Genomic DNA, 12537 nt, shown 5'->3' with positions numbered 1-12537 from the left:
AATCAAGCCCTGTGCGGGCGAGCGCCTAGTCTGCCGTATCGATAATTCGGCACCGTGAGGGGGCATCGCACATGTCGCGCAACCTGCTGATCATGATCTCGGTCTCGCTCGGCTTCTTCTTCGTGACCGCCACGACCTTCACGTCGCTCGGCTATGTGCTCTACACCATGGTCGCCGATCTGGGCTGGTCCCAGGCGGCGGCGGGCACCAGCTTCTCCTTCCTGGGCCTGGCCTGCGGGCTCAGCAGCCCCTTGCCGCCCTTGCTGATGAAATGGGTCGGCACGCGCCTGACCATGTTCGCCGGCGGGATCGTGCTGGCGGCGGGCTTCCTGCTTGCCTCGATGGTGCACAGCATCGGCCTGTTCTTCGTCGCGACGACGCTGATGGGCGCTGGCTTCTCGCTGATCGCGCCGTCGCCGGCGGTCTATCTGATCGCCACCTGGTTTCCCAGGACATCGGCGCGGCTGATCGGCTTCTATTTCATGGCGGGCGCGCTGGGCGGCGTCGTCGGGCCGCTGATCGTCAGCACCATCGTCGGGGTCAGCGGCAGCTGGCGCGTCCACTGGATGATCATGGCGATCGCCGCGGTCGGGCTGGGCGTGCTGTTCCTGTTCACGATCCGCGACGCGGTGCGCGTGGAATCGATCGACCAGGTGAAGCATGCGGGCGTCGCGTCCCACGCACCGGCCGAGGCGTCGCCATGGACGGTGCGCGAGGCGATGATGAGCCGGTCCTTCGTCCTGCTGGCGATCGCGATGATGGTGATCCAGACGGTCGTCACCACCATGCACTCCGTGCTCGTCACGCATGTCGCGGGTCTGGGCGGCGGCAGTGCGCCGGGTGCGCTGGCGATGAGCCTGCTGGCGCTCACCGGCACGCTCGCCAAGGGCGTCTCCGGTGCCCTGTCGGAGCGGGTCCGCCCCAAGACGCTGCTCGTCGGCGGCATGATGCTTCAATGCGGTGCCGTCACCTTGCTGTGCCTGACGGCGACGCCGGCCTGGGCCGCCGTGTTCGCGCTGATCTTCGGTGTCGGCTGGGGCTTCAGCTGGCTGAGCGCGCATATCCTGCTGCTGCGCTATTTCGGCGCCTCGATCGCCGGCGACCTGACGGCGATGGCGACGATGGCCACCACCTTCGCCGTGCTCGGGCCGCTGTCGGCGGGCTGGGTGGCGGACGAGACGGGCAGCTTCGTGCCGGTGTTCATGGTGTTCGCGGCGATGCTGGGCGCGGCGGTGGTGATGGCCGCACTCTTCCTGCACGCACCGCAGCCGCGACAGGCCGTAGCGCCCGAGGCGCGCGAGCCGGAAGTGCCGGCCGGGGCGACGCTGGTTCCGGCCGAGTGACAAACGGCGTGCGCTTCACGGCATTCTCGATCGCTCGTTTCTGGCGTATTGGAATGGGCAGGAAATCGACGGTGGGACTTACCTGAACGCGTTTGAGGGGCGCATCTTCAAGCGCGGACACACGACTGCTTTCCAATCGTTCTCGGCCGTTGGCGATCGGCAAAGCGAACTGCTGACAGCAGACCGACCGCTAACGACCATAACGGACAGCGCTTTAACCTATCGGAGTTGCTCGGGCGTCCCCTCGATGCAGGGGCTGGAGCTCGAGCAGCCCAACGCATCTGCAATTCGCGACTTGGTTTCTATCAGTTTAGCACGGTCGGCGTAACGCGCGAAGCTGAAGAGGACCAAGGGTTCAGGTCGAAGAGTCTTTGCGATAGCAATTTCTCCAACCATATTATCTAAACTCATGGGTTTGGCTTGAGCTTTTTCAGGAAGCCAAACCCAGCGACCGACGCTTTCCTCGTGAGCAATGATGAGTGGCTTGGGCGTATAAGGGACTGTAGATGGCCTAAGTGATGAAGCGGTCACCCATTTATCATCGGGGGCGGACTCGTGCTCGTTCGAGCAGCTTGCGAGAATGAACAGGGCAGCAACATAAATGGCGACGGTTACCTTCATAGACACAGGTATACCCTGCTGACCGTCCGCTTCCCACCCACTCTTCGCCGTTCCATGCGCCGCCAGGGCTTGCTGGTTGCCCGAAAACTGCGAGACCGTTCGCGGCATGAAAGTCGCCTGTCTGCAACCGCCCAATAGCGGTCATTGTAACTATCGTGCGACCATCACAAAAGCAGGCTTACCGCAGCCATTTGGCCGCTACGAAAATCGGCTTGTCGAGGTGATATGGGAAAGCCAAGCGTTCTGACTTCGATTGAGACGACGTCCGCGACGACGGAAAAATGCTTCGGCCGCGACTTTATGCATACGCTGATCGGTCAGGATTCCCGGCTTGAGCCGGAGCTTGTCTCGACGAGTGAGCGCTTCAAAGACCCGTTTATCAGCTTGGACCACTTTATCGAAGAGTGGTGGGCGATGCCGATTAAGACCCATTTTGATGGACGAGTCACAGGCGAGCGGTTTGGAGGCCCTCTCTGGAAGCGGAAATCCCCGCTTGCGAGCCGTGGTATGATTAATCACGGAAGCATAAATAGCAGAGGGCAAAAAATTCCTTCAATTCTATGGTTCGAATCCCGTTGGGATAAGCGCATTGATTTCTTCACTCTCTTTCGTAACTGGATATCTGTTTCAAAGCCCGAGATTGGCATGCTCCACGTATTCACGGACGAGGAAAAAGGATCTCTATGCAGTGACGCCGGATCTTCGTTTAAGGCCGGTTCGTTTGGCGGCCCTGCGAAACCCGGTATCCCTAATATCGGCTGGGCAATGGCATACGGAGGGGAATACCTAACTGAGGTAAACGTTGAAAACATTAAGGCTGCCGGCTTTCCCATTGATCGGCACGGCGATACGATGATTGTCCGGGTTACAGAGAACCTCGATGACGTGGTCAACGATTTTCGTTTGTTTGCGACAAGGAGAGCGGAGTTAAAGCGCCTCTTCAAGCCAGGGTTGTTTTGGACGGGAGACTAACCTAGGCTGGCTTAGTTGAGAATGGTCGCACTGTGCTTTAGAGCCAGGTGACATCGCGTGGAATCGTCTTCCCTCTCCGCTCGTTTCGAGCGAAGTCGAGAAACCGCCAAGCAGCCCTCCACCAATGTTTCTCGACTTCGCTCGAAACGAACGGGTCTAGCTAAAGTCATCCCGCTCTAGGCAGGTTTGCGTGATGAGCAAGCCCGAGGATCAGAGCTGCGGCATTTGCGGCCGTCCACTCAATGTCGAAGTTGATCCACTGTCGGGCGACTGCGGCGGAGACTGCTGGGGGTGCATTGGGCTGATCGAAGCCCAGATGGGCGGTAATCCGGAGGAAAACATCTCAATCCGCTTTGTGGCTAAAGAGGTGGATTGGGGTTGGCGTGAAAGTGGAGGCTCCCCTAAATCTCAAGGCTTTTTTCTTGAAAACCCTGAGATTGGAAAAACGCCTGTGTCATAGCGCCCAGATTGCGCCCACCTTTGCGCCCAGCAGTCAGCGACTGCTTCGTCCCAAGTCCGGTCTTTAGACATCGGTTTGCCGCGCACACCGTGCGTTGGTGGTGCATCACGGGCGCGGCGAGGGGCTGACGGACAAAATTTGCGACGCCGATTGCAAAGCATGGCGCCGGGACTCGGCCTAGTCTGGCGGCAGAGGTGACCAAATGACGCTTTTGACGGACCAGTTGTTCGACAGTTTCGCAACCTCGGTGAAGGCCATCGAAGAGGCCGAGACGCTGCCGCCGGCCTGCTATACCGACGAGGAATTCTACCGCTTCGAGAAGGAGGCGCTGTTCTATCGCGAATGGCTGTGCGTCGGGCGCGAGGAATGGGCGGAAAAGCCCGGCGACTATTTCACCTGCACCCATGCCAACGAACCGCTGGTGATCGCGCGCGACCGGCGCGGCGAGCTGCAGGCCATGTCGTCGGTCTGCCAGCACCGCGCGATGCTGGTGGCGGAGGGCAGGGGCAATACCCGCGCCTTTGTCTGCCCCTATCATCACTGGACCTATGATCTGGACGGCACGCTGGTCGGCGCCCCGGCGATGAACACGACGTGCAATTTCGACAAGAAGAAGAACGGGCTGCCGCGGCTGAAGATCGAGGTGTGGCATGGCTTCGTCTTCGTCAATTTCGACCTGGAGGCAGCGCCGCTCGGGCCGCGGCTGGCGGGACTCGAAGAGGTCGTCGCGCATTACGAGTTCGCTGCCGCGCGCGGTCCGCGCCCGGGGGATCCGATGCCCTATGCGTGGAACTGGAAAGTGATGTTCGAGAACAACAATGACGGATATCACGCCAACCGCCTGCATGCCGGCCCGCTGCATGATATCGTGCCGAGCTCGCTTGCCAGCTTCCCCGAACTGCCGTCCGACACGGCCGGCTATTACCGGCTGAACGGATCGCTCCACGCCGATGCCAGCTTCAACGCGACGCAAAAGGCGGTCTTCCCGGTCTTCCCCAAGCTGACCGACGAGGAGCGCCACCGCCTGTTGTTCGTGAACCTGCCGCCCAGCCTGTCGCTGGTCGTGATGGCGGACATGGTGATCTTCATGATCCTCGACGCGCAGAGCGCCCAGACCCATACGCTGACCATGGGCATCCTGCTGCACCCGGCGGCGATGTCCGACCCGTTGTTCGAGCACAAGATGAAGATGAACGACGACGCAGTCTATGAGATCGTTCAGCAGGATCTGCATGTCGACCTGCTCGTCCAGCAGGGGCTGAATTCCAGATTCGCCCCGCGCGGTCGCTACAGCTGGCAGGAAGGCGCCCAGCGCCAGTTCAACCTGTGGCTGGTCGATCGCTATTGGGGCGAATGGAACCGCCGGCGCGGTCCCTCGGCGCCGGTCACCCGGATCAAGCAGGCGTCCTGAGCCCGGTTCATGGGGGCCCGAGCCAGGGGGCACCGGGCGCTGCGCCCGCGATCAACTTTTCAGGCGCATGCCGACAGGGGCCATGGGCCCTCCCGCTGATAGCAGTTGGCCATCGAGCAACCGGGGAAATGGCACGCATGACCAATACGCTGATCTTCGTCGATCTGGCTTCCGACGATCCGTCCGCGGCGGGCCGCTTCTATGCCGAGGTGTTCGGCTGGGAAAATGATGCGCGGCCCGAAGGCATCTACCACCGCATGGTGCCGGGCGGGTTCTTCAAGCACAAGGATGGCGGCGACAGCGCGATCGGCAATCTGCACCTGGGCATCTTCGACGCCGCCAATGCGCGCCCGCATCCCGATCCGGCCGGCGTCGCACCCCGCCATCTCGTGACCGACGGACGCAAGGCGCGCATCTGGATCCTGATCGGCGACGAGGATTCAGCCGAACGCATCCTCGCCGCCGCGGAGGAACGCGGTGCGGTCATCCTGTGGCGCAATCATTATTGGGCGGAATTCAACGGTTATAACCATGCCTTTGCCGACCCGTGGGGGAACGAGATCCTGCTATGGGGCAAGGCCGGGGAAGATCCGCAAATTCCAGCCGATTTCACCCGCGAATAGGGCGTCGCGGTCCGGCGGAACAATAAACTGGGCGCATCAGCGCAAGACCGATCGCCGCGCCGCTTCCTAGCCTTGCCCCGTCCAACAGCCAGACGGCGACCTATCCCGATGACGTCTTCCCCGCCCACCGACCGCAGCCCCGGAGTTTCCGCATGAACCGGATGCCGATCGTCTTTTACGGCCATGGCAGCCCGATGGTGGCGCTGGAGAAGAGCGCCACGACCGAGGCGTGGCACGATATCGCCGGGCGGATCGGCCGGCCGCGCGCGATCCTGTGCATCTCTGCACACTGGCTGACGCCCGGCACCGCCGTGACCGCCATGCGCACGCCGCGGACGATCCATGATTTCGGCGCCTTTCCCCAGGCGCTGTTCGACATGCGCTATCCGGCGCCCGGCGATCCGGCGCTGGCGGAACGGGTGCGGGACCTGCTGGGCCCGGTGTCGGTCGACCTGGATCAGGGCTGGGGGCTGGATCACGGCACCTGGACCGTGCTGGTCCATGCCTATCCCGATGCCGACATCCCGGTGATCCAGATCGGCATGGACGTGCGCAAATCGCCGGCCGAGCATTGGGCGGTAGGCCGGGCGCTGCGGCCGCTGCGCGACGAGGGCGTGCTGATCATGGGCACGGGGAACATCGTCCATAATCTGCCGGCGATGGACTGGGAAAACCCGTCAGCGCCGCCCTATCCCTGGGCCGCGCGCTTCAACGGCGCGATGCTCGACGCGATCGCGCAGGACCGTCCGGAGGCAGTGATCGGCTTCGAGGATCTGGGGGAGGATGCGCGCCTCTCCGTTCCGTCGCCCGATCATTTCTGGCCGCTGCTCTATGTGCTGGGGGCGCGCCACGACGGGGAGGAAGCCGAGTTCCATCCCGATTTCATCCATCACAAGTCGCTCGGCATGACGAGCATCCTGATCGGTGCGGACTGACCATCGCGCGCCGTTCGGCTTCACCACAGGGGACATCAATGACCTTGATCACCGCGCACGGCATGGTCCGCGACACTATCCAGCCAAAGGCGCTGCACCGCCTGCGCGCGACGCCGGAAACCGTGCACTGGGGCTATTTCTCGCCCGAGATCAAGCCGGCGCTGACCGTGCAGAGCGGGGACCTGATCCAGGCGCAGGCCGTGACTCACCATGCCGGCGACGATCCCGCGCTGATGTTCGACGACGACATTCGCCGCATCTTCACCGAGATCGCGCCGGAGCGGCGGGCGCCGGGCTGCCACATCATGACCGGCCCGATCTTTGTCGAGGGCGCCGAGCCCGGCGACATGCTCGAAGTCCGCTATTTCCAGATGGTGCCGCGATTCAACTATGGATCGAACCTGCAGGCGAACTGGGGCCATCTCTATCAGGAGTTCGGCGAGACCGAGCGGGTGACGATCTATCGCCTCGATCCCAACGCGAACACCGCGAGCGCGCTCTACGCCTATGACATTCCCGACAAATATGTCGTGCCGGGGCGCATCACCCATTGCCCGGAGTGCGACCGCCAGCCGGCGCTGGCGGGCATCACCATTCCGGCCCGCCCGCACCTCGGCACTGCCGGCGTGGCGCCGGCGACCAACGAGCCGGTGAGCACGATTCCGCCGGGCCTGCATGGCGGCAATATCGACAATTGGCGCATCGGGGCGGGCGCCCGGATGTATTATCCGGTGCAGGTGAAGGGCGGGCTGTTTTCGATCGGCGATCCGCATGTGAGCCAGGGCGACGGCGAGATCAGCGGCACGGCGATCGAGGCCTCGCTCGACGTGCTGTTCCAGATCATCCTGCGCAAGGATTTCTCCTTTCCCTCGCCATTGCTCGAGACCAGCGACTGCTGGATCGTCCATGGGTTCGGCGCGGACCTGGACGAGGCGATGAAGGGTGCCTCGCTCGACATGCTGCACCTGCTGACCGAGCATCAGGGCCTGTCCCGCGTGGACGCCTATTCGCTGATGAGCGTCGCGGCGGATTTCGGCGTGACTCAGGTGGTGGACGGCACCCAGGGCATTCATTGCCGGATCGATCGCCAGATCTTCGGCGGCAAGGGCATCGTGCGCGATCCGGGCTGAGGCCGCCTGCCGACAAGCGATCGGGCATAAGGGGACAAGATCGCCGCCGCCGTCCGGGCCATATCGGATGGGGCGAAGCACTGAATGCACGGAGATCTGCCATGTCCTATGAGGTGCTTGACGTTCGACCCATGACGAAGCGCATCGGCGCCGAGATTTTCGGGGTCGACCTGAACCAGCCTTTGGGCAACCAGATTGTGAGCGAGCTGCACGACGCGCTGATGCAGCACCAGGTGATCTTCTTTCGCGATCAGCCGCTGACTCATGAGAGCCACAAGCGGCTCGGCCGCTATTTCGGCGATCTCGCTTACCACAGCGGTGTCGCCGGCCTGGCCGAGCATCCCGAGATCGTCGCGATCCATGCCGACGAGACCAGCACGTTCGTCGCCGGCGAGAACTGGCATTCGGACCTGAGCGAGGATGCCGAGCCGCCGATGGGCAGCATCCTGCACATGCACAAGCTGCCCTCCGAAGGTGGCGATACGCTGTTTTCGAGCATGTATGCCGCCTATGACGCGCTGTCCCCGGCGATGAAGGCGTTCCTCGATCCGCTGACCGCGGTGCATGACTCCAATCACATCTACCGCGAGCTGTTTCCGGACATCGACAAGAAATACCCGCGCAACACGCATCCGGTGGTCCGCACGCACCCGGTGACGCGGCGCAAATGCCTGTTCGTCAGCGCATCGAAGACGATCCGCATCAACGGGCTGTCCAAGCCGGAAAGCGACGCCGTGCTGCGGTTGCTGGCCGAGCATGTGAAGGACCCGAATTTCCAGGTCCGCTTTCGCTGGCAGAAGGATTCAGTGGCGTTCTGGGACAATCGCTGCACCCAGCATTTCGCGGTGTGGGATTATTTCCCGGACGTCCGCTCCGGCTATCGCGTCACGATCGCGGGGGACAAGCCGTATTGAGGTGCGTGCACCGCCAGAGTTGCGAGCGCTAAATTTGGCCGGCATTCGTCCAGAGTCTGCTTCCCCGGCGAAGGCCGGGGCCCAGGTGGGGGACGATCATGGCTGGGCGTTGCGCGCAGTTACGACAACCTTTCCAACTGGGCCCCGGCCTTCGCCGGGGAAGCAGCAAGAAGAAGCGCCGCACCGCATCAGGCGGTGAACAGTTCCTTGCGGATCACGGCATGGACGCCCCAATTGCCGTTCACGACCTGCGACACGCCGAAATCCACGCCGACCGACAGGAGCGAGATCGCTTCGTCCTCGCTCAGTTCCTTGGTGGTCATCAGGAAGCGGCGGGCCTTGCGGAAGGCGTCGCGCATCGCGGCATCGATCGAGGATTTCTTGTAGACTTCGCTCTGCGCGTCCTCGCCCAGTTCCTTGAGGTAATCGGGGTAGCTGAAGCCCATGATCACCCATTCGGTCTCCGTCTCGATCAGCGGATAATCGAGATCCCGCAGCTGATCGCGCAGCTCGCCCGCGGGATGGTGGATCACCTGGATCAGCGCCGTCATCGAGCATTCGATTGCCGTGCCGCAGAGTTCGGAATCGCCCTGCGACGCGTGCGGATCGCCCAGCGACAGGAGGGCGCCCGGCACCTGCACCGGCAGGAACACGCGCGAGCCGGGGCCGGTGCGCCAATTGTCGAGATTGCCGCCGAACGCCGCCGGCGGCACTGAATCGACCAGCCCGGCATGCGCCGGCGCCACCGCGATCACGCCGAAATGCGGGCGGATCGGGATCTCCACGTTGCGCAATATGTCGTAATTGCGCTCGATCGTGGCTGCATCGACCGGCACGCCGGGATAATCGTAGCGCGTGTGCAGCCGGCCCGAGGGATCGGTCTGCGGCGTCCAGCGATAGCTGTACACGGCATGCGCGGTGGGCGGACGGCCGCCGCCCGTCTCCACCTCATAGATGGTGATCACTTCGCGCTGCTTCGGCTCGGTCAGCAGATCGGCATAATGGAAGCCCCAATAGGTCGCGGCATTGCTGCCGAACGCCTTGTCGAGGAAGCGCGGGTTGCCGCTGGTGCGCGGCTTGAGATCGAGGATGCGCACTTCGATCACGTCGCCCGGCATGGCGCCCTGGATCGCGATCGGCCCGGTGCAGATGTGCACGCCGAACCCCTCGCCCGGGCCGCGGCCGAACGCGCTGGCGTCCATCGGCCCGGCGCCGCGCCGATCGACCGTCTTGCCCAGTTCATCCCAGTGATAGACGCTCTCGGCGCCGGCATCGCCCTCCACCATGCGCTCGGGATCGTCATTGGCGTGGTGGGTGAGCGTTTCGATCGTCACGAAATCACCCGAGCGGATGTGCAGCGCCGGCTTCAGCCCGCGGCTGAAATAACCCCAGTGCACGGTCTGCGGGCTGACCGGCAGGTGATGATGGCGCACGGCGTCGCCCTGCGCGGGCAGATCCTCCCAGCCGCCGGGCTGACCGTCGGCATCCTCTTCCTCGATCCCGGGCGGCTCCGGCGCGATCTTCTCGCGGCGAGGCGGGCGGCCGCGGCGCAGCGTGTCGATCAGCGCCTCGTCGCCCGTCGCCTTGCGATATTCGCGCGGCGAGATGCCATATTGCTCGCGGAAGGCGCGGCTGAACGAGGCGGAATCGTTGAAGCCCCATTCGAACAGGATGTCGGAGATGGATTTGCGCACATGCAGCGGGCTGCGCAGATCGAGCCGGCAGCGTTCGAGCCGGCGCACCTTCACATAATGGCCGAAACTGTCGTCGATCGATTCGAACAGTTTCTGCAGGTAGCGCGGCGAAATGCCGTGTTCGCTGGCGACCTGCTGATAATTGAGATTGGGATCGCTGAGGCGGATCTCGATCGTCTGGAAGATGCGTTCGAGCAGGGCGGCGCGGATGCCGGCGGCGCCGCCCATCGCCTTGGGCGGTGCATTGTCGAGCAGGCTGGTGAGCAGGAATTCGGGGAAGGAGACCTCCACCGGGCGCGCCTGATCGGTCGTGATCTCTCCGATCGTGTCGGCGAGCGAGCGCAGCATGCCGGAAAAGATCCGGGCGGCGCCGCCTTCGGTGCCGATCAGGCGGGGGCGTTCGGGCAGCGGCGTCTTGAGGCGCGAGGTGAGCATCGACTGGGGGATGCGGACCACCAAAGTACGGTTGTCGCCGGGGAACAGGTGCCGCGCGACCGCATCGCTGCGCCCGGCGATGATGTCCCCATCGATCCAGTCGATCAGCTCGCTGCCGCTCGTCAGGCGCGCCGTGCCATCGAGCAGCATCGAGAGCCAGAAGGAGCCGGGCTGTTCGGTGAAGTCGATCGTCCAGGACTGGGCCGTGCCGGTGAGCCGCATGAAATCGATGCCGAGGCTGCTGCGGAAATGGATCAGTTCGCCGTACAGGCCGTCATCGGCATCCTCCAGCGTCAGCGAAAGGCGTTGAAGCGCGAACCGCCAGGCGTCGCGGCGTTGCTCTTTCGGATAGGCGTTGGTGGTAAAGCGCAACGAAAAACCAGATCCCCTGAAGGTGGCATCCGGCTCCCGATGGTCGGGCTGATGCCGACCTGCCGCGAGGCTACGCGGGAGTGCCGGACGCCGTCAATGTTACATATTCTCACTGTCGAACGGCGCCGCCCCGTCGCCATAGACTGAGGTGACGGCGCTTGCCCCGGCGCCGTCCGGCCCGCGGCCGCAGACCGCGAGCATGGTGAGGGCATAGACGAGCGCGCTCGACGCCATGTCCTGAGGGGTCGGCCGCCACCGCGGCATGCCGGTGGTGAGGGCGGGGATGCGGTGCATGTTGAAGACATTATGGTCCCGCCACATGCTCGAATAGACCGGGTGGGCGCGTTCCACCGGGGCGCCGCGCGCGAGCCGGGTCGCCGCGTCGACCGCGCCGGCGAGGGGCGCGACCTCGGTTTCATCGGCCTCGAAGCCGTGGCGCACGACCATCGGCTCGACATCGAAATCGTCCAGATCGAGCGTGCGCATCGCAGCGATGATGCCGTGCATGGCGTCCGCGGCCTTCTGGCGCGGGTTGAGCGTCACATCGAGATAGAGCGCGCAGACTTCGGTCCCGGCGCCGAAATCGATCGGCATGCCGCCGCGCACCGACGAGATCTGCACCTTGGGCACGGCGCGTCCGCCGCGGCTTTCATGGATCGAATCGCGCTCCCATTGCTGGCTCCAGCGGTGGATCGCGTCGATCACCGGGCCGAGGCGGTAGATCGGGTTGGGATGCGCGGTGGCCTCGGCCGGGGCATCGAGGATCGGGGTGAAGACGCCCCGGCCATAGATGCGGATGCGGAACAGGGCATAGCCGCAGCCATTCCAGGTGATGCCGAAATCGGTGCCCTCGGCCGCGATGGCATAATCGGGCGCGACGCCGCCGTGATGGAAGAGGTAATGCGCGCCGATATCCTTGCCCATGAACTCTATGCCGGCATATTCCTCGATCGGCTCGGGCCCGATCTCGCCCGGGCAGGCAGTGAGCCAGGTCTTGCCGGCGAGGGTGATGCCGGCCTTTTTCAGCGCCTTGGCGGCGATCAGGAAGCAGGACATCGGCCCGCGATCATTGGCGATCGGATAGCCGCGCAGCTTGCCGTCCTCGAGCCAGCACTTCGTCCATTCGGGATCGGCGAGCGTGGTCGGGCGGTAGCGGAACTTGTCCTGATGCGCGATGCCGCTTGGGCTTTCGGTATCGAGATGCGCGGTCAGCAACAGATTGGCGCCAGTGCCGGTGCCGCCATATTCGCCGATGACATTGGGCCGTTCGGGCGTGGCGCCGACCTTGCGCGGACTGAAGCCCTCGCGCGCCATCCAGTCAAACACGAAGGCGGCCGCGGCGGCCTCGCTGCGCGACGGGGCGGGGATATTGCCCAAGGTCAGGGCCAGCTCGACCAGCTCGTCGGTGTCGATCGCGGCGCTGATCGTGTCGCGCTCTTCCGGGGTGACGGCATAGGGCGCGTGCGCCCGATCGGCGAGCGGCAGGGGGACGGGATCGGGGCGGTCAGCCATGAGCGGGACCCGGTGCCGGTCCGGTCCGGCTGGCTTTGCTGCGCATCAACATGGCCGCAGGCTAGCCGATCGCCGGGGGGGCGTCTTGATCCGCTGCGCCCGGATTGTTCGGCGG

At 64.1% G+C, this 12537-nt stretch carries 11 protein-coding genes; 8 read left to right on the top strand and 3 right to left on the bottom strand.

Going from position 1 to position 12537, the window contains the following annotated elements; all coding sequences use genetic code 11:
- Window positions 1-71: 71 nt before the first annotated feature.
- Entirely contained in the window at window positions 72-1343 is a 1272-nt protein-coding gene (locus tag U1769_RS13230) for an MFS transporter (RefSeq protein WP_332716657.1), read from the top strand.
- 219 nt (window positions 1344-1562) lie between these two features.
- On the opposite strand, the gene U1769_RS13225 is transcribed toward U1769_RS13230, so the two are convergent.
- Entirely contained in the window at window positions 1563-1964 is a 402-nt protein-coding gene (locus U1769_RS13225) for a hypothetical protein (RefSeq protein WP_332716655.1), read from the bottom strand.
- A gap of 225 nt (window positions 1965-2189) precedes the next feature.
- On the opposite strand from U1769_RS13225, the gene U1769_RS13220 reads away from it, so the two are divergent.
- The 7 genes from U1769_RS13220 to U1769_RS13190 all read left to right on the top strand — a co-directional run bounded on the left by U1769_RS13220 (window position 2190) and on the right by U1769_RS13190 (window position 8409).
- The gene (locus U1769_RS13220) at window positions 2190-2936 is read left to right on the top strand and encodes a hypothetical protein (RefSeq protein ID WP_332716652.1); all 747 of its coding nucleotides are present in this window, start codon (window positions 2190-2192) and stop codon (window positions 2934-2936) included.
- Window positions 2937-3129: 193 nt separating this feature from the next.
- The gene (locus U1769_RS13215; protein WP_332716649.1) at window positions 3130-3396 is read left to right on the top strand and encodes a hypothetical protein; all 267 of its coding nucleotides are present in this window, start codon (window positions 3130-3132) and stop codon (window positions 3394-3396) included.
- A gap of 202 nt (window positions 3397-3598) precedes the next feature.
- Window positions 3599-4807, top strand: coding sequence for an aromatic ring-hydroxylating oxygenase subunit alpha (locus U1769_RS13210; RefSeq protein ID WP_332716647.1), 1209 nt, complete (start codon window positions 3599-3601; stop codon window positions 4805-4807).
- A 137-nt stretch (window positions 4808-4944) separates the two neighbouring features.
- On the top strand, window positions 4945-5430 hold the full coding sequence (locus tag U1769_RS13205) for a VOC family protein (RefSeq protein ID WP_332716644.1): 486 nt from the start codon (window positions 4945-4947) through the stop codon (window positions 5428-5430).
- A gap of 152 nt (window positions 5431-5582) precedes the next feature.
- Complete coding sequence (gene ygiD / locus U1769_RS13200; RefSeq protein WP_332716641.1) at window positions 5583-6365, top strand: 4,5-DOPA-extradiol-dioxygenase; 783 nt, start codon at window positions 5583-5585, stop codon at window positions 6363-6365.
- Between the two features lie 38 nt (window positions 6366-6403).
- Entirely contained in the window at window positions 6404-7495 is a 1092-nt protein-coding gene (locus U1769_RS13195) for an acetamidase/formamidase family protein (protein ID WP_332716639.1), read from the top strand.
- Window positions 7496-7626: 131 nt separating this feature from the next.
- Entirely contained in the window at window positions 7627-8409 is a 783-nt protein-coding gene (locus U1769_RS13190) for a TauD/TfdA dioxygenase family protein (protein ID WP_332716634.1), read from the top strand.
- A 188-nt stretch (window positions 8410-8597) separates the two neighbouring features.
- On the opposite strand, the gene U1769_RS13185 is transcribed toward U1769_RS13190, so the two are convergent.
- Both U1769_RS13185 and U1769_RS13180 read right to left on the bottom strand, forming a co-directional pair.
- Entirely contained in the window at window positions 8598-10910 is a 2313-nt protein-coding gene (locus U1769_RS13185) for an acetamidase/formamidase family protein (RefSeq protein WP_332716631.1), read from the bottom strand.
- A 99-nt stretch (window positions 10911-11009) separates the two neighbouring features.
- Window positions 11010-12422: a zinc-binding metallopeptidase family protein gene (locus tag U1769_RS13180; protein WP_332716628.1), complete on the bottom strand. Its 1413-nt coding sequence runs from the start codon at window positions 12420-12422 to the stop codon at window positions 11010-11012.
- Window positions 12423-12537: the final 115 nt, after the last annotated feature.

Source organism: Parasphingomonas zepuensis (assembly GCF_036663735.1).
Lineage (GTDB): Bacteria > Pseudomonadota > Alphaproteobacteria > Sphingomonadales > Sphingomonadaceae > Sphingomonas.
This window is presented reverse-complemented; position numbering and strand designations above follow the sequence as displayed.

Coding starts and splice junctions, on each gene's coding strand:
- U1769_RS13220 (WP_332716652.1), top strand. CDS start 2,190: ATGGGAAAGCCAAGCGTTCTGACTTCGATTGAGACGACGTCCGCGACG.
- U1769_RS13205 (WP_332716644.1), top strand. CDS start 4,945: ATGACCAATACGCTGATCTTCGTCGATCTGGCTTCCGACGATCCGTCC.
- U1769_RS13230 (WP_332716657.1), top strand. CDS start 72: ATGTCGCGCAACCTGCTGATCATGATCTCGGTCTCGCTCGGCTTCTTC.
- U1769_RS13180 (WP_332716628.1), bottom strand. CDS start 12,422: ATGGCTGACCGCCCCGATCCCGTCCCCCTGCCGCTCGCCGATCGGGCG.
- U1769_RS13210 (WP_332716647.1), top strand. CDS start 3,599: ATGACGCTTTTGACGGACCAGTTGTTCGACAGTTTCGCAACCTCGGTG.
- U1769_RS13225 (WP_332716655.1), bottom strand. CDS start 1,964: ATGAAGGTAACCGTCGCCATTTATGTTGCTGCCCTGTTCATTCTCGCA.
- ygiD (WP_332716641.1), top strand. CDS start 5,583: ATGAACCGGATGCCGATCGTCTTTTACGGCCATGGCAGCCCGATGGTG.
- U1769_RS13215 (WP_332716649.1), top strand. CDS start 3,130: ATGAGCAAGCCCGAGGATCAGAGCTGCGGCATTTGCGGCCGTCCACTC.
- U1769_RS13190 (WP_332716634.1), top strand. CDS start 7,627: ATGACGAAGCGCATCGGCGCCGAGATTTTCGGGGTCGACCTGAACCAG.
- U1769_RS13195 (WP_332716639.1), top strand. CDS start 6,404: ATGACCTTGATCACCGCGCACGGCATGGTCCGCGACACTATCCAGCCA.